General features: G+C 33.0%; 14 protein-coding genes and 1 tRNA gene. 4 read left to right on the top strand and 11 right to left on the bottom strand.

From position 1 onward, the window contains the following. Positions 1–12: 12 nt before the first annotated feature. Positions 13–1,923, top strand: coding sequence for a glucosamine-6-phosphate deaminase (nagB, locus tag NNH57_RS04695; protein ID WP_108808348.1), 1,911 nt, complete (start codon positions 13–15; stop codon positions 1,921–1,923). 282 nt (positions 1,924–2,205) lie between these two features. On the opposite strand, the gene NNH57_RS04690 is transcribed toward nagB, so the two are convergent. The 4 genes from NNH57_RS04690 to NNH57_RS04675 form a co-directional block, all read right to left on the bottom strand. Continuing rightward, positions 2,206–6,567, bottom strand: coding sequence for a cellulase family glycosylhydrolase (locus NNH57_RS04690; protein WP_199915426.1), 4,362 nt, complete (start codon positions 6,565–6,567; stop codon positions 2,206–2,208). Positions 6,568–6,927: 360 nt separating this feature from the next. Next, positions 6,928–10,902: a hybrid sensor histidine kinase/response regulator transcription factor gene (locus tag NNH57_RS04685; RefSeq protein ID WP_074408452.1), complete on the bottom strand. Its 3,975-nt coding sequence runs from the start codon at positions 10,900–10,902 to the stop codon at positions 6,928–6,930. Positions 10,903–11,320: 418 nt separating this feature from the next. After that, positions 11,321–12,004, bottom strand: a complete 684-nt coding sequence (locus tag NNH57_RS04680; protein ID WP_254504112.1) for a LytR/AlgR family response regulator transcription factor — start codon at positions 12,002–12,004, stop codon at positions 11,321–11,323. Between the two features lie 13 nt (positions 12,005–12,017). Next, on the bottom strand, positions 12,018–12,800 hold the full coding sequence (locus tag NNH57_RS04675; protein ID WP_254504119.1) for a sensor histidine kinase: 783 nt from the start codon (positions 12,798–12,800) through the stop codon (positions 12,018–12,020). Positions 12,801–13,280: 480 nt separating this feature from the next. Here NNH57_RS04675 and NNH57_RS04670 point away from each other — a divergent pair, with 480 nt between their 5' ends. The 3 genes from NNH57_RS04670 (at position 13,281) to NNH57_RS04660 (ending at position 17,447) form a co-directional block, all read left to right on the top strand. Next, complete coding sequence (locus tag NNH57_RS04670; protein ID WP_108808346.1) at positions 13,281–14,150, top strand: SMP-30/gluconolactonase/LRE family protein; 870 nt, start codon at positions 13,281–13,283, stop codon at positions 14,148–14,150. Further along, positions 14,140–16,320 (top strand): DUF5916 domain-containing protein, encoded by a 2,181-nt coding sequence (locus NNH57_RS04665; protein ID WP_108808345.1) that lies wholly within the window; start codon positions 14,140–14,142, stop codon positions 16,318–16,320. Before NNH57_RS04670 ends, NNH57_RS04665 begins: the two co-directional genes overlap by 11 nt. Positions 16,321–16,412: 92 nt before the next feature. Then, a complete protein-coding gene (locus NNH57_RS04660) occupies positions 16,413–17,447 on the top strand; it encodes a DUF4405 domain-containing protein (RefSeq protein ID WP_074408457.1) in 1,035 nt (344 codons plus the stop codon). A gap of 306 nt (positions 17,448–17,753) precedes the next feature. Here NNH57_RS04660 and NNH57_RS04655 read toward each other — a convergent pair whose 3' ends face one another. The 7 genes from NNH57_RS04655 to murC all read right to left on the bottom strand — a co-directional run bounded on the left by NNH57_RS04655 (position 17,754) and on the right by murC (position 24,916). Then, on the bottom strand, positions 17,754–18,341 hold the full coding sequence (locus tag NNH57_RS04655; protein WP_108808344.1) for a VOC family protein: 588 nt from the start codon (positions 18,339–18,341) through the stop codon (positions 17,754–17,756). 367 nt (positions 18,342–18,708) lie between these two features. Beyond that, a tRNA-Arg gene (locus NNH57_RS04650) sits at positions 18,709–18,782 on the bottom strand. 11 nt (positions 18,783–18,793) lie between these two features. Then, a complete protein-coding gene (locus tag NNH57_RS04645; RefSeq protein WP_074408460.1) occupies positions 18,794–19,243 on the bottom strand; it encodes a GatB/YqeY domain-containing protein in 450 nt (149 codons plus the stop codon). Between the two features lie 187 nt (positions 19,244–19,430). Next, a complete protein-coding gene (ftsZ, locus tag NNH57_RS04640; protein ID WP_074408461.1) occupies positions 19,431–21,407 on the bottom strand; it encodes a cell division protein FtsZ in 1,977 nt (658 codons plus the stop codon). A gap of 80 nt (positions 21,408–21,487) precedes the next feature. Beyond that, positions 21,488–22,846: a cell division protein FtsA gene (gene ftsA, locus NNH57_RS04635; RefSeq protein WP_074408462.1), complete on the bottom strand. Its 1,359-nt coding sequence runs from the start codon at positions 22,844–22,846 to the stop codon at positions 21,488–21,490. A gap of 7 nt (positions 22,847–22,853) precedes the next feature. Next, positions 22,854–23,573: a cell division protein FtsQ/DivIB gene (locus NNH57_RS04630; protein ID WP_108808343.1), complete on the bottom strand. Its 720-nt coding sequence runs from the start codon at positions 23,571–23,573 to the stop codon at positions 22,854–22,856. Continuing rightward, positions 23,570–24,916, bottom strand: coding sequence for a UDP-N-acetylmuramate--L-alanine ligase (gene murC / locus NNH57_RS04625; protein ID WP_108808342.1), 1,347 nt, complete (start codon positions 24,914–24,916; stop codon positions 23,570–23,572). The genes NNH57_RS04630 and murC overlap by 4 nt, the downstream gene beginning before the upstream one ends. Between the last annotated feature and the right edge of the window lie 3 nt (positions 24,917–24,919).

The following is a 24,919-nucleotide window of genomic DNA, read 5'->3' as shown; positions in this document are numbered from 1 at the left end:
ATTAAAAGAAAGATGGATATCAATTATAAACCAGCAGGTCAATTTGAGGAAACACGATTCGAGAAAATACACAACGTAATTTTTAAAAATTCTAATAAAGCCTCTTTAGTAGTGGCAAAGGAAATAGCGAATCTTATAAAAGAGAAATCGCAAAAAAATGAACCCTGCGTTTTAGGATTAGCAACAGGCTCTTCGCCAATTAAGGTATATGAAGAATTGGTGCGAATGCATCATGAAGAAGGCTTAAGTTTTAAAAATGTGATAACCTTTAATTTAGATGAGTATTATCCAATGGATATAGAAAATATACAGAGTTATTACTACTTCATGTATGAACATCTCTTTGATCATATTGATATATCTCCTGAAAACGTTCATATTCCTGATGGGAAAATAAATAGTGATGGTCTCTATCAGTATTGTATAGATTATGAAATGAAAATTAAAGAAGCAGGTGGTTTAGATTTTCAATTATTAGGTATAGGAAGAACAGGCCATATAGGTTTCAACGAACCTGGATCACATTATAACTCGGGCACAAGAATGATTACATTAGATCATATTACCAGAGTAGATGCTGCTCCTTCTTTTTTAGGTATAGAAAATGTTCCCAGAAAAGCTATAACCATGGGAATTGCTACAGTAAGAGCGGCAAAACGTATCGTATTGTTAGGATGGGGACAGCACAAAGCATCAATTATCAAAGAAACAATAGAAGGAGATATTTCTTCTCAAGTACCTGCCTCCTATCTTCAAGATCATCAAAATACAACTTTTGTATTGGATACCGAAGCAGGGTCAGAATTAACTAGAAACAAAACACCTTGGTTGGTCTGTTCATTAACCTGGACAGGTGCATTAAAGAATAAAGCAATTATCTGGCTGTGCGAATTAACCCAAAAAAATATTTTAAGTCTAACTGATAAGGATTACAACGATAATGGAATGTCTGGATTATTAGCACAAAAAGGTTCTGCTTATGATTTAAATATTAAAATGTTTAATAAATTACAACATACTATCACGGGATGGCCCGGAGGTAAACCTAATGCCGATGATACGAATAGGCCAGAACGAGCAAATCCAGCCAAAAAGAGAGTCATTATTTTTAGTCCACATCCCGATGATGATGTGATTTCTATGGGAGGTACTTTTGATAGGTTAGTTGAGCAGGGGCATGATGTTCATGTGGCCTATCAAACATCTGGTAATATAGCCGTATCAAATCAAGAAGCTTTAAAGTTTGCTGAGGTAGGTCAAAAATTAAATTCAGATTCAACGGTTGCCCAAAACATTATTAATACGTTGTCTAATACAAACGAATATGCTGTGGATACTATAGAAATAAGGCAGTTGAAAGGGCTAATCAGAAGAAGTGAATCATTTGCAGCAACACGTTATTTGGGGTTAAACGATACTAATGTTCATTTTTTAGATTTACCGTTTTATGAAACAGGTAAAATAAAAAAAGACAAATTATCAGAGATAGACATTGCTATCATGTGTAAACTAATAGAAGAAATACAACCACATCAGATTTATGCAGCAGGTGACCTGGCAGATCCTCATGGGACTCATAAAGTATGTTTAGATGCTTTATTTAAAGCTTTAGAAGAGTTAAAGACAAAGCCTTATATGAGAAATTGTTGGGTTTGGTTATATCGAGGCGCATGGCACGAATGGGATGTTCATGAAATTGAAATGGCTGTACCTATGAGTCCGGATCAAGTACTAAAAAAACGACATGCTATTTTTTGCCATCAATCACAAAAAGATGGAGTCATGTTTCAGGGAGAAGATTCAAGAGAATTCTGGATGCGAGCAGAAGAACGAAATAGAGATACAGCACAAAAATACAATGCCCTTGGGCTAGCAGATTATGCTGCTATGGAGGCTTTTGTAAGGTATGATAATTGGAGATGATTCCAGCTAACTCTTTAATAACAAATTAAACGAAGAAATATCATTAATAATTTCACCAAATCTGTTACCATAAAATTAAAAAACCTCTAAAGAAAAGAGTTCAAACTTTCTGAAAGAAGAAACCACCTTAACAACATAATTATCAACTACTTTCAAAAACCCTTCTTTTACATAATCTCAAAATTTAATTTATAAGTAACGATAATTCATGAATTTCGACTTTATCAAAGAAAGCTGTCTCATTGAGGAGTGGACAGCTTTCTTAATGAGTATTTGAAGGGGTTATTTGATCAAATAGTTATAAATGGGCTTACCTTTATCTAGTTGCATTTTATATATATAAATACCACTACTTAAGGAAGAACCATCATATTTAACAATATGATTTCCTGCTGGTAGAACTTTGTCAATTATTACATCGATCTCTGCTCCCTTTAAGGAAAATAATTTCAAAGTAACATGAGTTCTTTCTTCTAGGTTAAATGCATAATCTATATTATTTGTAAAAGGGTTTGGATATGCTTTTACATTAATAGCGCTTAATGGTTCTATAGTATTAAGTCCTCTATTTGCAAAGACTCCATAAACTTCAAATTCATATAAAGAATATCCATAAGAAGTTCCTCTGGCTGTGCCATACATTCTGATATATCGTCCAGTTCCGGTAATACTCAAATCATCTATCTTACCATCACCATTTGATGTAGAATATATAGACGTCCATGCTGTGCCGTCGTTTGAAACTTCAATACGATAAGCTGTGGCGTGAGCTACTTCCCAATTTAAAACTATACGCTCAATATTCGCAATTGCCCCCAAATCAATAGAAATCCACTGTGGATCAACTCCTTCGGTAGAAGCCCAACGAGTAGTATCGATACCATCAACTGCAAAAGAAGCTGGGTAACTTGTTGTTTCTAAAGATGAAGCTGCGGCTGTTTTATTAAGAGCTATATTTTCTACAGGAGGAATTCCACCACTCAAAGTGGTTGCTTTAACTGAATTTGAATACGAAGAATTCCCAGTTGTATTCTCTGCTCTTACCCTGTAATAGTAAGTTGTATTCGCCATAAGACCTGTATTTGAGTACGAATTTGCATTTGCCGTAGTGGTAGCAATAGATATCCAACCACTAGTACCATTTACAGAACGTTCAATCCTAAATGAATCTTCATTGTTAGCATTATCAATCCAACTTAAATCAATCTGGCTTTTTGAAGCTGCGGTAGCTGATAAAATACTTGGTGATTCAGGGCCAGTTCCTGCTCCAATAGTACCATAAACTTCAAATTCGTACAATGAATATCCATAGGCAGTTCCTCTGGCTGTGCCATACATTCTGATATATCGTCCAGTTCCGATAATACTCAAATCATCTATTTTACCATTCCCACTTGATGTAGAATATAGCGATGTCCATACTGTGCCGTCGTTTGAAACTTCAATACGATAGGCTTTTGCATAGGCGGCTTCCCAATTTAGAACTACCCGTTCAATATTGGCTACTCCTCCCAGGTCAATAGAAATCCACTCAGGATCAACCTTTTCTTTAGAAGCCCAACGCGTAGCATCATCACCATCAACCGCAAAAGAAGCAGAGAAACTTGATGTTTCTAAAGATGACGCAGTGGCTGTTTTACCAAGAGCTATATTCCCAGCTGTGGTCGTTCCATTCACTATATTAGAATACGCAGAGTTTCCTATAGTATTTTCGGCTCTTACTCTATAGTAATAGGTAGTATTGGATGTAAGGCCTGTATCGGTATATGAACTTGTATTTATAGCAGTGGTCGCCACAGATGTCCAACCACTAGTACCATTTGCAGAACGTTCAATACTAAATAAATCTTCATTATTAGCATTATCAGTCCAACTCAAATCAATCTGAGAACTTATAGTAGTGGTTATAACTAGACTGGTTGGTGCTTCAGGAGCAGTACCACCGTTAAGAGTAGTTGCACTAGCGATATTAGAATATTCAGAACTTCCCCCAGTATTCTTGGCCTTTACCCTGTAATAATAGGTAGTATTTGCAGTTAAACCAGCATCTAAATAGTTGGTTATATTTGCTGAAACGTTTGCTATCGAAACCCAGCCACTGGTTCCATTTGCAGAGCGCTCTACCTCAAATGCTTCTTCATTGCTAGCATTATCTGTCCAGGTGATATTAATCTGACTATTAGAATTAGACGTTGCTGATAAACTACCTGGTGCTACAGGTGCATTAATTGTCTCTATTTGGCTATTATTAGGCGGATTATAATTGTTTGACACATCATTTAATGCTACCGGGTCGCGCACCCAATCAAGGATTTGCTTGGTGTTAACAATTCTAACTTCTGGAAAGGTTAAGGCATAGTTTAAAAAATCTTCAATAACTTTTCTCCTTTCTGCTGGTGTTATATTTGGAGCGTTAACAAAAGTACTTCCATCTGTATAGATTTCGGTATGTCCTCCAAATATCATTGGAGACCTATTACCTTCCATTCGTAAATCAAGCGTATGCTTTAAAGCTCTCAAAAACTGAACAGCATTCATCCCGTTTCGACCTTTCAACAATGAATAGTCTGTAGATGAATACCTAACACCATCGGTATCTATAAGGCCATGTTTAGGCATTCTCCATATTCCGGGATGATTGTTAATAGAGCTTTTTCCTGGTAAACCATTATCCATAGTGTATGGCCAATAATAGTGCTTTCCATCGGCTACTGTATGCTCTGTACTACCACTATATCCGCTACAATCATACATTATCCCAAGCTGTTTTATTACTTTATATGTATTGTTATTGAATTCATATCTTGGTGCTCTGAACCCAAATATACGGGTAAGACCAATACCTTCTAACGGAAAAGGTTTCATAAAATCCGAACTACAATTATTGATTTCATCAAACCATTGAACTTCGGTCATTGTATTACCATTTAAACCTTTCAAATGTGTACGGGTATGATTTCCCACTTCATGCCCTTTTTCCATCAATTCTCTCAAAATCCCACGTATATATTTGGCATCTTCTCCCCATGATCCATTGATAGAAGGATTTGAGGTACTTAAAAAAGTGTTCAAAGCAGGTGTGCCATCATACGTTCTTTTGTTTCCCACTCCCGCGGGATTGGTTTTTGTGGCAAGAAAATCAAGTATCCATCTCACCCCTCCTACTGGATAATTAGGGCCATCTCCCGAAATTGCATTATCATCCCAACCTATAGATACAAACATAGGAACTTCTGATACAGCTAAGCTACCTGGAGGGTTAGTTGATGGAGCAACATTATCAGAATAGTCGTATGGTGGCGTGGTTCCATCTTTCAAAGTAGTTGCATCAGCAATATTAGAATATGCAGAATTACCAGTTGTATTCTCAGCTCTTACTCTGTAATAATAGATTGTATTAACTATAAGGCCTGTATCAGAATATGAAGTTGTATTTGATGCAGGGTTAGCAATAGGTGCCCAACCACTAGTACCATCTCCAGAACGTTCTATTCTGAATGAGTTTTCATTGTTTGAATTATCAGACCAACTAATGTTGATTTGGTTTTTTGAAATAGCTTTTGCGGTTAAACTACTTGGTACAGAAGGAGGGTTTATTGTGTCTGTTTGAAAATCATCAGCAGGGTTTAATATTTTGTCTTTTATCCAGACTCCAGCTTCTTTTAAGTTAGTGTCTATCCAATTTCCACTTGTACATGTTCCCTGATTCCATATAGCGCCAGAGCGATGATCATCAGAATAATTCCAATTTGTCCAACTAATCTTTTTTCTACGTAATAAATCCAGATATTTCTGGGTCATAACAAAATCATTTGGGCCTTCACCAGCATAATTTTGTGTACCAAATTCTGTCACAAATATGGGTAACCTGTCTGATGCCCAATCAAGTTCATTATAATATAGATCTTGATGCGATGCCGCATAAAAATGAAAGGTATACATGATATTTGGGAAATTTAAAGGATTATCTACAATATCCTTAGCACTTTTCCCGTCTGATATACCAAGGGAAGCCCAACCATGTGTTCCTATTAATATTGGTGCATCTGCATCAATGGCACGAATTACAGGAATAATGGTATCTCCATAATTTTTAATCTTTGACCACGGAACTCCTCCATTTTGTTCACTTCCCGATTTGTTTGGTTCATTACAAATATCATAAATGATATTATTGTAGTCTTTAAATTGAGTAGCAATGTCTGTAAAAAAGGCCTTCGCATTCTCGGTGTTGAAATTTGGGTCACCCGGAGTTAGCTGATGCCAATCTACCAGAGCATACATCCCTCGATCAGTGGCCATGCTAATCATCTTTGCAACTTTGGCGGTAAAACCAGCAGGATCTGTTTCATACCCTCCTTCTTGAACATAAAGAGAAATACGAAGAATATCAGCATCCCAATCATTTGCTAAAACATCTAAAGAAGAGTCCGTAACACATTTTCCATACCATTGTATACCATGCGTACTCATTCCTCTTAATTGAATTGGGTGGCCATACTGGTTACATAATTTCAAGCCTTTAACTTGTAGTTGGCCGTTAGTCGAAACAGCATCATTTTTTATCGTTTGTGTATACCCATTCCCAAAAAAGAATAAGAGTAATACCATTGACAAAAAAACTTTTGAAAATAATTTTTTCATGGTTAAAAATTTTGGTTAAAAGATTAATTTTTATCTACAAGCAAACTGTTCGCGAATTTTATTTTTATAAATCAGTTCATCTTGTAGTAAAACCAAAGCAACCAAATTTTAGTCTTTGCCATGTTCAATACTATCCAAATAATGTTTGATTTTGTCCAATATACTTTTAAACCAATAGTATGTGATCAAGTGAAGAAGTTCTTGAAGATATTTTACATCGAATCTTTTATTTTAATTTGCCATTAATCTATACCAACACTTAAAGACTTTTAACATCGGTTAAAAAACTTGTTTTCTTTAATTATTGTACTATTTATTGACAATCAATGATTAAAAATATAAGCTGTCCTTTAAAAATTCTCACCTTTCAATTTCACGATATTGAGTAGGTGTACAATTTTTCATTTCTTTAAAAACTGTACTAAAGTATCGTTGGTTATCAAAACCGACTTTCATGGCTATCTCGTTTACAGGGAGGTTTGTATTTTTTAATAGCTCTGCAGCAAAATCAATTCTAATGAGCTTAATAAATTCATTAACGCCCAAATCAGATATAGTTTTCATTTTTGCATAAAACGTAGATCTACTCATTGCAAACTCAGCATTCAACATATTTACATTGAAATTAGGGTTGTCGAGATTGTTTTCTATAATAGTAATTACCCTTTTAAGAAATACTTCATCAGTATTGTTATAGGTTATCAATGCGGGAACAATTTTTTGTTTTACTCTTACTAATTCTTTTTGATGACTTCGATTTTCAATAATATTCACTAATCGAACAGATAATAAATCTAAACTAAATGGTTTTGACAAATAAGCATCAGCCCCTCCTTTATATCCTAGTAATCGGCTCTCCTCATCATTCTTAGCTGTTAACAGCACAACTACTAAATGGCTTACACGAACATCATTCTTGATTTTTTCACATAATTGAAAACCATTCATTTTTGGCATCATTATATCAGAGATAATAATATCAGGCAAATGAGACAGGGCCAAATGCCAAGCTTCTTCTCCATTAGTAGCTTCAATAACCTTACAATGCTGATCAAGTCCCTTTACAATAAAGGTTCTCAAGTCAATATCATCTTCAACAACCAAAACAACTTTATCTTTCAATAATTCAAAATCATTATTCTGCACAAATTCGCTCTTATCAGAACATATCTTATCAAAAGCTGGTGCATTATCATTTTTTGATAGTACATAATTTATATATGGCAGATAAAATCTAAATTCGGCTCCTCCTTCGGGTCTATTATTTACCCAGATTTTACCCTGCTGAAACTCTATTAGTTTACGAACAAATGTTAATCCAATTCCCGAACCTTCTAAATGATTACTGCCTTGAAAGAAACGATCAAAAATAACTTCTTTTTCTTTTTCTAAAATCCCTGGTCCTTGATCTGCAATAACAAATTCAATTTTATCAACTTTTTTTGTGTAACTTAAAAACACTTGTCCATGCTGAGGAGAATACTTAATGGCATTGATTAATAAATTACTAAGGATTTTATCCAATTTATCTTCATCAAAAGTTACAACTTCTTCTTTTTCTGGTAATTTAACGACAAGAGTTATGCTTTTCGTTTCAAACTCCAGTTCAAACTGCTTTACATAGTTATGTAACCAGTTATTTAAATACAACCTATCCAACTTAATCTCTCCTATCCCTATTTCAAACTTTCGAATATCCAAAACTTGTTCTATTAATCGTTTCATTTTAAGCGTTGCTTCGTGCATTACTTTTATATTCCGAAACACTTCTTCTCTTGTGAAAGCCTGTTGACCTAACAAACGCTTTAATGGTCCATAAACCAAACTTAAGGGAGTTCTTAATTCATGTGAAATATTTGTGAAGAATTCCTGCTTTTTTTTATGAAGCAATTTCTGCTGTTCTTTTCGTTCTCTTTCAATAAATAGTTCGGCCTTTAGCTTTTCTTGTTTTTTAAAATCCAATGACATCTGAATAAAAATAAATAATGTCAGAGAAATAACGCTACCAATAAACCACCAACGTTTCCACCAGGGTAATGGAACAAAAAGCGATATTGATGTATATTCTACGGGCCAACTTCCATCCTTAAGATTGCACCATATTTTTATTTCATAGGTTCCATTTGGAATATGAGTAAAATAAACTTGTGGATTAGTAGTTTCTATTACTTCGTTTAAGTATCCATCGAATTGGATTCTATATATTCTATTACGAAAAATATCTTTTTCATTTACCACCAAATTAAAACGTAAACTTGAATTATTCCAAACTAATTTAATTTCATTGTTTAGCAGATTCCCCTCTTGATTTTCTGTTTTTCGAGCACCATCAGTTATGATATCAACAATAGAAACTACAGGAGTAGTTAATGATTCATTAGTATCTTGATTGGCATTAATTTTCACTAATCCGTCTGCAGCACCAAAATATACATCTCCATTTCTACATTTTAATACTGAACCACTCATATATTCATGGATACGAACTCCCTTAAATCTTCCGTAAAGCTGATAGCTTCCATCAAAAGGATAATAACGATAAAGTCCATTATTGGTCCCCAGCCATAAACTATTGTTCACTCCTTTTGTGACACTATGTACGGCCGAGAAAAATTTGTTTTTATAGTAATCTATTTGTTTGTTTTTATTGTCATAGCAAAATAGTCCTATCGAAGAAGCCATCCATATACTATCCTTTATTTTAATCATCGAATAAATAGAATTATTATATTTTTCACAATTCCATTTTTCATTTGATAATGAAAAAATATTGCTAACCGATTTTTTCGAAGTATTTATTAGATATGCTCCGCCCACTCCACTCGCAATAAACTCTTCCTTATTGATTTCTTGCAGAATATTAATCGTTATAGGTTGTTTCATGTTCCACCCATTATTCTTCGCCAACACATCTATTGCACCATCTTTAGTTTTTAGTTCTACTTTTTCTCTTCCAAAATTCCAGATATTACCATATTTATCGTCAAAAAGATATGTAGGGACATAAGAGTCTGACTCACTCCATTCTTTTAACCAAGTGTTATTCTCTTCCTTTTCAAACGTATTTCTTTTTATATCAAATACCCTGATTTTATCATGATAAAAGCTTACTAAAAGCTTATCCTCTCCATACCCGCATATCGAAACAATTTTTCCTTCTTGAAATTCTTGTATATGTTCAAATGTATTACGTCTTGGATCAAATACATTTAATCCTCCTCCATCAGTTCCTATCCAGATTTTATCATCATTACCTTCAAATAATGTTAAAACAGTTGGGTTAGACAGTCCGAAATGATTACCAAAAGGAACTTCAGAATAAGATTGAGCAGCTACTTCATTGATCCAGATCAAACCTGTACGAACTGTTCCTACAAAAAGATTTCCAAAATGATCAAAATATAAATCAGTAATGGAATTACTTGGCAAAGAGAGTGATGAATTTTCAACTCTTTTTTGATGTTGTAATTTCTGAATCTTTCTTGTTATTTGATCAAATATTATTATGCCTCCTCCATCGGTTGCGATGTATATTTCACTTCCTTTTTCAACAAAATCTGTTACAAAACGGTATTGAGGGTCTATCAACTGATTTATAGTTTCATCAAAAATCTCTTCCCCGTTTTTTTTAAAAAGTTTTATCCCATTTTTATTAGTAACAACCCACAATATTCCTTTTTTGTCGACCAAAACATCATAAACACCATCAATTTCTTTATCATTAATCTGGGTTATATCCGTCGATGACTTATTATATATCCATAGCCCATTCCTAGTTGAACCGATAACAAAGTTTTCACTATCGAAACTAGCTAGTTTAAGGATAGAATTATCTGGGCCTTTTCCTTTAAAAAATCTTATATCGAACTCATTAGTTTTATAGTTAAAGAATGCTAACCCTGTAGAAAACCCAAAGACAAGCTGATTATTTTCCTTACTAAAAGAATGAACTCCTGCAGAATTTTCATCAAATACGATAGTTGAAAATGAATCTTCTTCTCTATTATAACGTGCTAATCCTCGTCGTGTGCCGATCCAGAGGTTTAAAGAATCATCCTCAATGATGAAATTAATATGATTATTTGGTATGGATTTATCATTTTCGTCATCGTAGAAGAATTTTTGCATAGAAAAACCATCAAACTTATGCAATCCCGAAACAGTACCTATCCATAAATATCCTAAATGATCACGACAGATAGAACGTATATTGTTACTAGCCAGGCCATCTTTAACTGTAATTTGCTCAATACTGTATTTTTCATTGGCTAGTGTATTATACTCCCAGCATATTAATACTAAGACTACAATAATTTTGGTATACAATTTTCGCATAGATTCTAATTTCAGATTCAACTTTAAATCTAGATTGGAATTCTTATCATTTTTAAGATTACCTTAAAAAGTCTATAATTCTCACATTTTAACTACTAGTTTTCCCTAAACAAAATGTATTCTATCTTTGTTACACCAAACTTCAATATATCAAAATACAACTAATTCTATTTCATTTTTGTTTGTAAATTGGTTTATTCTCTTTTAGCGAGTACTTTTTGTACTTCAGCTAGAATTATCAATAATTATTAAAACAAAAGATTTTAGAATTTAGTTTATTAATCCCTAAAAATGTAGAGTGTGTAATTTTTTTTGCAAGAAGATTTTAATTTAATTATCAATTTTTATGGTATATATAGGATTAAAGCAGGATTAACAGGTGTTGCCCTTATTATTCTCCTCTTTTTTGATAACGTAATTATTTTATTTTGGCTAAAATATTTTTATAAATCTCTCCAATAGGGATTTCAATAGTACCAATTTCAATATCGTGTTTTGTATAGGCCGTTATTTTGTCTTTATTGATAATAAATGAACGATGAACACGAAGAAAGCGAGCATCCAACACATCTTGAAATGAAGAAATACTAAATTTAACAAGGAGTGATTTATTTTCAGTTCTAATTTTAATATAGTTTTTTACACTTTCTACAAATAGAATATCATCAAACTGTACTTTTACCTGCTTTCTGTCTGCTGTTACAAAAATATAGTTCTTACTCTGTAATGTTTCTGAAGAAGCTTGTATTTCAATTTTATGGTTTTGTGAGGCTAAAAACTTTTCTATTGCCTTGAAAAACCTACCGAATGTTATTGGTTTTACTAAATAATCAATAGCATTTAATTCAAATCCTTCAACAGCATACTCTCTGTAGGCAGTGGTGAAAATTACTTTAGGTTTTTGAAGGAGGTTTTTATAAAAATCTGTTCCCAATAAAACAGGCATTTCAACATCCAAAAAAAGTAAATCTATATGTTCTGAATTTAATATATTAATTGCCTCAATGGCGCTTTTACAAGAAAAAACAACTTCAAAATTATCAATTTTTGCAATATGATTTTCAATGAGTTGTCTTGCTAATTTTTCGTCATCAATTATCAAACATCTGTACATTTTAGTGTTTTTTGAGTTTTAAATTTACTGAAAAACTTTTCGATGTTTCTTCAATTTTTAAATCGTAAGCATCAGGATATAATAAATTAAGTTGTTGTTCTACATTGATTAATCCTATCGATTTTTTTTGAATTAATTTTTCCGCTGTTGATAAAGGTTTAGTATTAAAAATATTGAAAATTACATGCTCTTTTTCAGAAGATAAATCAATTTTTACAGCTGCCATTTTTAGTTCCTGACTTACACCGTGTTTAAAAGCATTTTCTATAAATGTTAATAGTAGTAAAGGTGCTATTTTAATATTTTCGATTATTGAATTTTTAAACGACACCAAAACTCTATCTTCATAACGCACTTGCTCTAAAGCTAAATAATTTTCAATAAGTTCAATTTCTTTTTGAATAGGTACAAATTTTTTATCGCTACCGTATAACATATAATCTAATATATCCGAGAGTTTTTCAATAATTTCTGGTGCTTTATCTGATTTTTCTACAGACAATACATACAGGTTATTTAACGTATTGAATAAAAAATGAGGATTTAACTGGTGTTTTAACGCTTTTAATTCCACTGCATTTTTCTGTTCTCTAATTTTCGAAAGCTTGTACTGGTTTTCATAAAACGTTAACCCAACCAGAAAAAATAATGGTTGTAAATAAAACAGTGGTAAGTGAAAGAAAATAGTTTTTAAATCGAAGACGCGTTCCCAAAACGTAAGATATCCGTTTTTATCTAAAAATACTTTGTAGCAATCAGGATACGCTTTTTCAAGAAAAGACATTCTTATAGAAACATATAAAAAATTAATGAAGAAAAATAACAAGATAATTGAAGCGATAAGTTTAACAACACTCTTATTCTTTTTATAATTAGATACGACAAAATATAATATTGTATAAGCAATTATAATCTGAAAAACAACGTGAAAAAAATAGGTTACAATAATTTCTTCTGTAGTATTAAACCGCTCTCTTGCAGATGTTGTGTAGAATAAGAAAACAACAATCCAAAACAGGATGTGTTTATAAACGGGTATGTTGAATATTTTAAAAAAACGCTTCATTTTCAACTCATAAAAATACAACAAAGCAGCCTATAAATAATGATTTGTGTACCAACAAGTATAATAAGAATACAAACAAGCCTATACGAGTTACAAATACGTTTTGAGGTTTATGTACACTAAAACTCATGCCTTGTCCTCTTTTTAAAATCACATGCTAATTAGATTATAGTTTTGAGCTACAAAATAAATACAATTATGAGAGCTATTTTAGTTTTAGTAGTAATTACTGCTTTTTCGGTACAATTATGTACTTCACAAAAATCAAGTTTTACAAAGTCATTAAAGAATCCAAAATTGATAAAACTGTGGGAAACCGATACTATTTTAAATGATTTAGAATCTGTTATTTATGACAAAAAGAATACTATACTTTATGTTACAAGCATTAACGGACATTGGATGAAGCCTAACAGAAAAGGGTTTATAAGTAAGGTCGATTTAAATGGGAAAATCAAAAACCATAAATGGATTGATAACATCGAAGGACCAACAGGAACAGCTATTTACAAGGATAAGTTATTTGTTGCTGATTTTGATACTATTTTAGAAATCAACATCAATACATCAAAAATAGTTACGAAACATAAAATTGAAGGTACAGAACGCATCAATGATTTAACACCAAGTGAAGATGGTGCTATCTATGGAAGTGGAACAAAAAGCGGAAAATTATTCGTCCTGAAAAATGGAAAAGCAACCATTTTAAAGAATGATTTAGAATGGCCAAACGGAGTGTTATATGAAAAAGGGAATATCCTTATTGGCTTAGGAGACAAGACAATTAAGAGTTACAACTTAAAAACTAAGACCACAAAAATAGTAGCAAAAGACATATCGAACCCTGATGGAATTGTAGCTATTGGTAACGATGATTATTTAATTTCGAGTTGGGAAGGGATGATACATTATGTAACTAAAAACGGTGATAAAACCTTGCTTTTAGATACTACAAAAGAAAAAGTTAATTCTGCCGATATTACCTACATTCCTGAATTAAAAATGGTATTAGTGCCTGCTATGTTACACCATAAATTAATTGCTTATAAACTTACAGATGAAAACTAAGCTATTTACCTTTTCAGTAGTTCTCAGTTTCTATTTCTGCGGATATTCTCAAAATAAAACAATTCCCTTTTCTGTAGAATCTGTAAAAATTGACGGAAAATTGAATGAACCTATCTGGCAAAATGCTCAAATGTTTACTGATTTTAATAATTATTATCCTAACGATGAAGGTAAAGCATTAAATAAAACAGAAGTGAAGGTATTTCATGATGGTAAAAATCTATATATAGGTGTTGCATATTACGACACGACATCACAAAATAAAATTAGCACATTAAAGCGTGATAATCACGGAGATGCTGTTGTAAGCAGCGATGCTTTTGGAATAGTACTTGATCCATTCAATCAAGAAAACAACGGCTATTATTTTACACTGAACACAGGAAATACACAAGTAGATGCGTTGGTAGATTTTAACGGAACAGATTACAATTTTAACGAAAGTTGGAATGCCGTTTGGTATTCGCAAACCTCAATTGAAGGAACTAAAAAAGTATATGAAATAGAAATTCCGTTTAAAGCATTAAACTTTGATGTAAATAACAATATTTGGGGAATTCAATTCTTCTATAGAGATTTTAAAACAAATTTATGGATGACATATACCGATATGCCACGTAACTTTTTTCAGTTTGATTTACGTTTTACAGAAGATGTGATCATTGAAAATTTACCCAAAACCAATACTTCAAAATTTATGTTAGTACCATCTGTAGCGTATAATTACGAAGAAGATGTTCTTAATAACACCGATGAATCTACCTTTAAACCAAGTATAGATGCACAGTATAATATCACGTCTTCATTGCGATTAGATGCGACTATAAATCCTGATTTTTCGCAAGTAGATGTTGACCAACAAGTAGTAAACTTAACCCGTTTTGCAATTAATTTTCCAGAACGAAGAAACTTCTTTTTAGAAAATAGCGACTTGTTTAATAATTTAGGGCCTTTTGGTGTCAATCCGTTTTACTCTCGAATAATTGGTGGAACAACCGATATGCAATTCGGATTAAAACTTTCGGGAAATGTTTCGCCTAATACACGCATCGGAATTTTAAATGCGCAAACCGAAAAAACTGATGGAAACGACGCACAAAATTATGCTGTTGTGGTGGGTCGACAAAAACTATCAAGAGCTTTTACAACCACAGCATATTGGGTAAACAGACAACAAACCGACAGATTTGATTTTAAAAACGATTACAATCGCGTTTTTGGCTTGAATTTAAATTACAAATCAAAAAACAATTTATGGTCAGCACAGACGAACTACGGAAAAAGCTTTAGTAACGATATCAATTCAAATAATAACTTTTTCAATATCGAAGGGCAATACAACACACGAAAAACGTATGTTAAAGGTGCATTTAAAACGGTAGACAAAAACTTTATAACCGATGTTGGCTTTACACCTAGGCTTTACAATTATGATGCTATAAACAACCAGGTAATTCGAGATTCATATTTAGATTCTTATTTCGTTTTTCAGAAAAATTATTATCCCAAAAAATCTAATACTATAGATCGTTTTCGGTATTTCTCGATAGTAAATGATGCATTTTGGAATAGCAAAGGCACACTTACCGAGATGTCTACAGTATTGGGTAATTCAGTTTGGTTTAAGAAGAATTTGTCGTCTTTGTATTTCAATTTGACGCATAATTATTTCAATCTTCAATACGGATTTGATATTTTAAATAATGGTAACCCTATTCAACCAGATATTTACAATACAATTGATGCAAAAATTGGATACGATAACCGTTCAAGTAATAAAAACTTCTATTACGCGACAGAAGTTTTTTACGGTGGATATTTTAACGGAAAAAGAAGTGGTTTTGAAACTATTTTAGGATATCGACTTTTACCTTTTGCACAGTTAAATGTTAATTATTCATTGAATCATATCAATCTTGAAAACTTAGGAAAAAACACCTTTCATTTAGCTCGTTTTACAGGCGAAGTATTTTTTAGCAATCGTTTGAATTGGACAACCTATGTACAATATAATACTCAACAAAATAACTTCAATATTAACAGCCGTTTGCAATGGGAATATAAACCATTATCGTATATCTATTTTGTAGTTACTGATAACTTCAATAAACATATCTCAAGAACTAATTGGGGTGTGGCATTTAAAGCCAATTACCGTTTTGATTTTTAAATTATGAAATGAGCCATAATAATTAGGTTAATACCAACCGATATGATCAATGGCAAATTCCATCTGACATATAAAGAACAATAAAAGAACAGATGAAATCTAGAAAATTAGTAAGTATAAGTATTGCTATAATATTTTTAATATTGAGCGTAACAGGAATTTTAATGTATATAAAACCTTATTACAAAATTACGGCATCGATACATACAGTTTTCGGACTCCTATTTTCAATTTTGGCAGTTTTTCATATCATCAATAATATAAAACCATTAAAAATGTACAGTATAAATTCAAAGAATAACTTTTTGAATGTTCATTTTATCACATTACTTTTTATTGCAGGAATTTTATTCACGGGATTGTTGTTGAATATTTCTGGACTTAACAAAGTTTACGATTTCGGAAATGAATATCGTAATAGCTTACAAGGAAAAGAAACGTTAGAAGACGGAACGCAAAGTATTATTGTAAAAAAAGAAACTAACGAAGTTGCGATAGAGATAGATGTAAAAATAGGGAACGCGTTTCGTTATGCAATGATGGTAATTTGGGTTGAAGATATCGACGGAAATTATATTGAAAGTTTATTTGTCCCAAAATCTATTGCAACAAGCACATATGTAAATGGTAAACCAAACAAAAACGGAATTTGGAAACCTGCTATTGTTCGTCGCCCAGAATCGCTACCATATTGGGCGCACAAAAGAGGCATTAGAGCTTCTGACGGATTATTTATTCCTTTAGGAAAAGCTTATGATATCGATGCTGTTTCTGGTGCAACACCAACCCATGATTTTATCATTAATTCTAAAGCAAAACTTGGAAAATTGAAAAAGTTTAGAGTTTTAATGGAGATCAATCAATCATTTAACTGGAACAAATATTATAGTAAAGGCCGTTTTCCAAATGATAGTATTTATAGTGGTTCAGGTAGAGTTGGTCAACCTGCTATTGTTTATGCAGTTGATGTAGATTTAGATAAATTTGGGCTGTCTAAAAACTTTTTATTCGAGCCAATTGGGCATAGTCATCATTCTGGAAAAACAGATGAGCTGTTTACTGATATGTCTAACATCACAACAGCATTAGATATTATTGATAGAGGAATTGTAAAAATTGTTAAATAATAAAAGTGAAAATATACTAACTTATCTCGATTCTACTTTAAGTTTTCTTGAATCTGAAAAACTTGTTTTTCTTACAAATCTAACATGGGAAGAGTTCAAACTTTTTCATGCTGATTATCAAAACTTCAAAATCTTGTTGATTAGTAGTGACCTCGGCAGGACATATGTCGAGCCCTTTGGAAAATGAATTACTAAAAATCAATGAGTTAGCAGAGTACTTTAAAGTGGCTTAATAAAATTGGATAATTTTTTAAAAGGTAGTTTATATTATTTCTCCTAGAAAATAATTACTTTGAATCATTCTGGTTAATGATTCAAACATTCATTTCCCTCTTGAATTATTAGAGTATAATTGCTTGGACTCTTGACGCGTAACTCATTACGTGATTGTATCAGATTAACATGAGGGTTAATAGAAATATTATTTATAAGAAAATCTTTTTCAATTTTTTTTAAGTCTCTTGTTTCAAATTTCACTCCTGCAAATCCAATAGGTTCATCCTCTATTGTCTGTAGTTTGAACCCCTTTTGGTGCTCACTACCCCAGTAATACTGTAATTCAATAAAAGTACTGTTTTGTTGGTACATCCATTCTCTATTTTCAATTGCATCAATATCAGGGTTTGGTACGACCAGATTATTATCTCCTAAGAAATAAAGCGTAAAACCATTACTTCTGTTTACATACATTCTTACCAGTAATTTCATCCCAAAAAAAGATTCATAAAAGCGTATGCTTTTTATAGGATCTGTTGTACGTAACGTAATCAAACCCATAGTAGGCAATTGATAAAGAGGGTAAGTCTTGCTAGTTTTTAAATATGAAGGAGTGTTTTGCTTAAATGTTTTTTGAATAAATTCTATCTGATAATTCTCAATATCCTTTGCATGCATTAAATACCCTATATCGCCAAATTGAAAAGGTTCGTTTCTTTACTCAGTGCAAAATTAATTTACCCCTCTCAATAATAACTGTGACAAATGTTACAAGTCATTCTTTTAATAATGTGATTTAATATTGGTGTATCTAGAAGATTAACAGATGTATAAAAGTAATAATATCCAACAAAAAAGCCAGACAAAATTGTCTGGCTTTGGACAATTTTGTCCAAAAAGTGACCCCGGAGGGATTAACTAGTGTTGATCCCTACAACGCTCCGCGTTGAAAATCACAAAAAGAATCACTTCACAATTTTCAAAAAAAGAAGCGAGCTTCATTTTTGAAACTCGCTTCATGATTCACTTTTTTGTGATTCATTCGTGACCCCGGAGGGATTCAAACCCCCAACCCTCAGAGCCGAAATCTGATGCGCTATTCAGTTGCGCCACGAGGCCATTTTCTTATATTAAGATAATTTACTTTTTACTATTGTAGAAATTGTTTTTCCATCTGCTTTCCCTGTTAATGCAGCATTTGCCATCCCCATTACTTTACCCATATCTTTCATCCCCTCTGCGCCAGTTTTAGCAATAATATCTATTACTATTTTTTCGATCTCTGCTTCGTCTAATTGTTCTGGTAAAAACTGTTCAATCACTTTTGCTTGTGCCAGTTCGGGCGTTGCCAGATCATCTCTCCCTTGTTCTATAAAAATCGCAGCACTATCTTTACGTTGCTTAACTTGTTTTTGCAATAATTTTAATTCCTGATCTTCGGTAAGTTCTTCTTTTGCCCCACTTTCTGTCTGGGCTAATAGAATAGCTGATTTTACAGCACGCAATGATGTTAATGCATTAGTATCTTTAGCTTTCATAGCTTCTTTCATCGCAGTCATTACTTTTTGCTCTAAACTCATGATAATCGATTTTTATCTTTGGATTGCGAAGATAAAAAATAAACCGATAATCTACTCTTAGATTATCGGTTTAGTTTAAGTATTATGTTTATTTTTTAGATTCTGGCTAAGTCTATACTAAACATAGACGAAGTCCCAGAATTACATATTTATACTTTACAATATTAGTATTCTAATTATTATGCAATTAGTCTACATTATCATGCAAAAAAGAATTGTTTTTACGCAATTGTATATCATCATTACTATCGGTTCCTAAAGAAGTTCTTGATAGTCCAGAATCATCTGGTTTAGTATCGACATCGATTCCTGCTCTTTTATAAGCTGGTTCTTTTTCGATATCATCGATGTTAGAAGAGTTATTTCTAAACTTATAATTAAATTCTTTCATCTTAGCTCTACGTTCTGCTGCTCTGGCTTTTAGGGTTTCAGAAATAGGCTGATTAACTGGATCTGCATCTTCTACTTTTTCTTCTTCTGGAGTTGGAGCGATCGTTTTCTTTTCTAATATAACCTCTTCATCTTCTTCTTCCATAACTTCTGCTGGTTGCGCTTCGGTTAATCGCTTTTCTTCTTCCATATAATCCTCTAAGCTATACTTACGCACTCCTTCAGATGTGGTTTCTCCAACAGGAACCACTTCTATTGCATCATTTACTTCTAAATCGAGAATATCATCACTTAGATCAAAAACAATAGGTTGTTCTTCATCTTCTACTTTTGGCTCATCGAGAGAAGCCATTGGTGCCTTTGTAGATTCTTCTTCGTTTCCTCCTACAGGCATATCAAAAGCTAGTGCAAACTGATCTTCTTTTTCTGTTTCGGCATTAACTTCTTTTTCATCATTAACTTCTATTTGTTTAATGATATCTTGCGCATTAATAATCACAAAATCATTATCTGAAGAAAAAGAATCTACCACTTCGTAGGATACATCAATATCCTTTAGCAGATCTGTTGTAGGGATCAACAAGGAATCCTCATCTACTTCTTCATCTTCAATTAGTTCATGCTTTATAATTGATGGTTCTTCTACTTCTTTTTTCTTTGGTAAAGGAGAACGCACAGGAGTAACATTACCAGTAGATTTAGGAGATAAATCTTGTATTGCAGAACGTTGTTCGTCCTCTAGAGTATGAATTATTTTCTTAGTTTCGGTATTAACAATTTCGTCTTGTTGCTCTACATCAAATCCAGTAGCAATAACAGTTACAGAGATTGCTTCTTCTAGAGATTCATCTTCACCAACTCCCATAATGATATTAGCGCCATGACCAGCTTCCTGTTGTATATGATCATTAATTTCGCCAATCTCATCGATAGTAATCTCTTCTTTACCAGATACGATTAACAGGAGTACATTTTTAGCACCGGTAATTTTATTATCATTAAGCAAAGGAGAATCTAATGCTTTAACAATAGCATCATGAGCACGTTTATTTCCAGAGGCATTAGCAGACCCCATAATAGCTGTACCACTATTGCTTAGTACTGTTTTTGCATCTCGTAAATCTATATTTTGTGTATAGTGATGTGTAATTACTTCTGCTATACCTCGAGATGCGGTGGCAAGAACTTCATCTGCCTTAGAGAATCCAGCTTTAAATCCTAAATTACCATAAACCTCTCTTAGTTTATTATTATTAATAACAACCAAAGAATCTACATGAGCACGAAGTTTCTCTACTCCCAATTGCGCTTGTTCATTACGCATACGGCCTTCGAACTGAAAAGGAATTGTTACAATCCCAACAGTTAAGATATCTAGTTCCTTTGCCATTTTGGCAATAATAGGGGCAGCTCCTGTACCGGTTCCTCCACCCATACCTGCTGTGATAAAGATCATTTTGGTATTGGTATCCAGCATTGTCTTTATCTCCTCATAGCTCTCTACGGCAGATTGCTCACCTACTTCAGGGTTTGCTCCTGCACCCAGTCCTTCGGTTAGTGAAACTCCCAACTGTATTTTATTAGGTATTGGGCTATTTTCTAATGCTTGTGCATCTGTATTACAAATGACAAAATCAACTCCTTTAATTCCTTGCTGGAACATGTGATTAATGGCATTACTACCTCCTCCTCCTACTCCAATAACTTTAATTACATTAGATTGATTTTTTGGTAAATCAAACGAAATGTTTTCGAACTCCTCATTTTTACTCATAATTGCTAATTTTCTGGTTCTCCTACTGTATTTTATATATTTTCACTGTTCAAAAAAATGAACATTACTTAATCTTCGAACTATTCTGCATTATCCAAGAATTCCTTGAATTTCTCTGTCCATTTCTCCAAAATATTCTTTCGCGGTTTTAGATCTACTCTTGGATCTTCTTCTTCAATATTAACATCATTATCTACAGTCGTTGCCTCGTTTTGTCGTGTTGATTGAACACTTGCAACCTCTTCTTTTTTACCTATTTTCTTTTGTTTCTTAATATGTATTAATCCATCCATTACTAATCCTACTGCAGTTGCATACATAGGACTTGTCGTTTCTGAATCGCTATTTCCTGCCAGGTGTTCATTAGGATATCCAATTCGTGTATCCATACCTGTAATATATTCGACAAGTTGCTTAAGGTGTTTAAGCTGTGATCCTCCTCCTGTTAGCACAATTCCTGCAATTAATTTCTTCTTAGGAGATTCATGTCCATAATTTTTGATTTCTAAAAAAACTTGCTCTACAATTTCGACCACTCGTGCATGAATAATTTTAGAGAGATTTTTTAACGTAATTTCTTTAGGTTCTCTTCCTCTTAGTCCGGGAATTGAAACAATCTCATTATCTTTATTTTCACCCGGCCAGGCAGATCCAAATTTTATTTTTAGTAATTCTGCTTGTTTTTCAATGATTGAGCATCCTTCTTTAATATCTTCGGTAATTACATTACCTCCAAAAGGAATTACTGCTGTATGACGAATAATTCCATCTTTAAAAATGGCTAAATCTGTGGTACCTCCCCCTATATCAATTAATGCAACTCCTGCTTCTTTTTCTTCCTGGCTTAGCACTGCATTAGCAGATGCCAATGGTTCTAAAGTCACATCTGACAATTCTAATCCCGCGCTTTTTACACATCGTCCTATATTACGAATAGAAGTCACTTGCCCGACTACTACATGAAAATTAGCCTCTAACCTTCCTCCATACATCCCCACCGGTTCTTTTATTTCGGCTTGACCATCCACTTTATATTCCTGAGGTAGTACATGTAAAATCTCCTCACCAGGTAACATCACTAATTTATGTACCTGATTGCATAATTTGTCTATATCATCTTCATCTATTACAGCATCTGCATTAGGCCTGGTGATATAATCACTATGTTGTAAACTACGAATATGCTGACCTGCAATCCCAACCGTTACATCATTAATTTTTAACCCCGAAACACTTTCTGCTTCCTGAATTGCTTGTTGTATTGATTGAATTGTTTGCGTTATGTTATTAACTACACCACGGTGTACCCCCAGACTTTTGGATTTACCAATTCCCAATACCTCCATCTTTCCGTACTCATTATATTTTCCTACCATGGCAACAATCTTAGTTGTCCCTATGTCTAGTCCTACCGCTATTTCATTTACTTCTCTTTCCATATTGGTATTATTTTATTGTACACACCACTTGATTACTAAATTGCAAACTGACTTTTTTATATTTTTCAAGACTTTTATCTCTTAGTGCTTTTTGATAAAATGCTTTAAAGTTTCTGATTTTATTATCTAAATTTTCTATTTTTCCAAAAACTAATTTAAACGAGTACACTCGCAACTCTAGTTCATAATTTCCTTCGACATTAAGGTAAACCCCTACAACATGTTTTTTTAAAAATTCATCTTCTTGAATTTTTTTTAATAAAGGGAAAACCTGAATAACTTCTCGCTCTGATACATTATGTACTATTGGCACATGAGCCGAATAACTATCAGATAAAGGCATCGTATTTCCTGTAACATCAACATAAAAAGGAGTAACCGCATTAACCCTAGCAATTGGGGTGCGTTGCTTGATTCTTGCCCTAAGTTCTCCATTTACAGTAAGATACACATCAGAATGTTCAATCATTTTATGTGCATCGAGCTTTTGTTCTACAGTATTCAAAACTAAAATTTCTTTACCCACGTTCGTAACTTTGTCCTGATTTTGTATTAACAATTTATTAACCGTCACTTCATCTACATAAGGATCTTGCTCTTCAACAAATTCTATGAGCACTTCATTAATCCTTCGTTGCTCATTACGTTTACTGGCAAAAGCAAAAAGAACTACCATTAAAATGAGCAGGCCGCTAAATTTCAAATATGTCAAAATCCTTCTTTTCATACTAACAAAGCTTCCTTTATACGATATACTTCTTCTCCAATATCTCCTGCCCCAATAGTTAACACTACCTCGGCATTACTACCTACTATTGCTTCAATCAAATTATTTTTTTGTATTAGTTTTTTATCTTTTGCATCTATCATACTTAATAACCAATCCGAGGTTACGCCTTCGATAGGCAATTCTCTTGCCGGATAGATATCCAAAAGCAGTAATTGATCAAACTGACTAAGACTCTGCGCAAAATCTGCTGCAAAATCTCTGGTTCTACTATATAAATGCGGCTGAAAAATAGCGAGTATCTTTTTACCAGGATGCATCTCTCTCACCGCCTGATGCAGCGCATTAATTTCTGTAGGATGATGTGCATAATCATCTACATACACCAGATCATTCGTTTTAATCTGGTAGCTAAATCTTCTTTGCACACCTTTAAAAGAAAATAAAGCCTTTGCCAAAGGTCCGGTCGGGGAGCCGTAAAGCATCGCTATAGCAAAGGCTGTAATAGCATTTAACAAGTTGTGTCTACCTGGCAGGTTTAAATGCAAATCTTTAATATACTTATGTGGTGTTTTTAAATCAAAAACATAGGTTCCATTATCTATTTTTATATTTTGAGCACAGTAATCTGAGTCATCTTCGATTCCAAAAGTGATACCCGAAAGAGGCAATCCATTACGTACTAAAAGATGATCCTTTGCTCTAGAAGAAAATTCAACAAACGACTCTTCTAATGCATTGGCCTTTTCATAAATATCCAGGTGATCTGCATCCATCGAAGTAATTCCTGCTATATCCGGATATAATTGTAAAAACGATCTATCAAATTCGTCTGCCTCTACTACTACTACTTCATTTCCTTCTAATACAAGATTAGAATTATAATTTTCACTTATCCCTCCCAAAAAAGCAGTCACTTTTGCTCCGCTTTCTTTAAGTAAATGCGCGAGAATAGCTGTTGTTGTCGTCTTTCCGTGTGTTCCCGCCACTGCAAGCGTATACGTATCTTTTGTAATAATTCCTAAAACTTCTGCCCTCTTCTTGATCAAAAATCCATTGCTCTGTACATACACATATTCTTTATGATCTTTTGGGATAGCGGGAGTATACACAATTAACGTATTCTCAGTATTCAAAAATGACTTAGGAATATGATCAACACTATCTTCAAAATGAATCGGAATTTCTAATGCTATTAGATCAGAAGTAATCTGACTAGGAGTTTTATCATATCCTGCTACATTTTTACCTAGAAATTTAAAATATCGGGCAAGAGCACTCATACCGATACCACCGATACCGATAAAATATATATTTTGTATGTTCTCTAAACCTTTATTCATTAT

Origin of the sequence: Aquimarina spinulae (assembly GCF_943373825.1) — a bacterium.
Lineage (GTDB): Bacteria > Bacteroidota > Bacteroidia > Flavobacteriales > Flavobacteriaceae > Aquimarina > Aquimarina spinulae.
The sequence above is the reverse complement of the archived record's forward strand: the minus strand, read 5'-3'. Positions and strand labels throughout refer to the sequence as shown.

Bases quoted from the DNA above. Each gene is read 5' to 3' on its own strand.
- nagB (WP_108808348.1), top strand. From the start codon at position 13: ATGGATATCAATTATAAACCAGCAGGTCAATTTGAGGAAACACGATTC.
- NNH57_RS04690 (WP_199915426.1), bottom strand. From the start codon at position 6,567: ATGAAAAAATTATTTTCAAAAGTTTTTTTGTCAATGGTATTACTCTTA.
- NNH57_RS04685 (WP_074408452.1), bottom strand. From the start codon at position 10,902: ATGCGAAAATTGTATACCAAAATTATTGTAGTCTTAGTATTAATATGC.
- NNH57_RS04675 (WP_254504119.1), bottom strand. From the start codon at position 12,800: ATGTCTTTTCTTGAAAAAGCGTATCCTGATTGCTACAAAGTATTTTTA.
- NNH57_RS04670 (WP_108808346.1), top strand. From the start codon at position 13,281: ATGAGAGCTATTTTAGTTTTAGTAGTAATTACTGCTTTTTCGGTACAA.
- NNH57_RS04665 (WP_108808345.1), top strand. From the start codon at position 14,140: ATGAAAACTAAGCTATTTACCTTTTCAGTAGTTCTCAGTTTCTATTTC.
- NNH57_RS04660 (WP_074408457.1), top strand. From the start codon at position 16,413: ATGAAATCTAGAAAATTAGTAAGTATAAGTATTGCTATAATATTTTTA.
- NNH57_RS04655 (WP_108808344.1), bottom strand. From the start codon at position 18,341: ATGCATGCAAAGGATATTGAGAATTATCAGATAGAATTTATTCAAAAA.
- NNH57_RS04645 (WP_074408460.1), bottom strand. From the start codon at position 19,243: ATGAGTTTAGAGCAAAAAGTAATGACTGCGATGAAAGAAGCTATGAAA.
- ftsZ (WP_074408461.1), bottom strand. From the start codon at position 21,407: ATGAGTAAAAATGAGGAGTTCGAAAACATTTCGTTTGATTTACCAAAA.
- ftsA (WP_074408462.1), bottom strand. From the start codon at position 22,846: ATGGAAAGAGAAGTAAATGAAATAGCGGTAGGACTAGACATAGGGACA.
- NNH57_RS04630 (WP_108808343.1), bottom strand. From the start codon at position 23,573: ATGAAAAGAAGGATTTTGACATATTTGAAATTTAGCGGCCTGCTCATT.
- murC (WP_108808342.1), bottom strand. From the start codon at position 24,916: ATGAATAAAGGTTTAGAGAACATACAAAATATATATTTTATCGGTATC.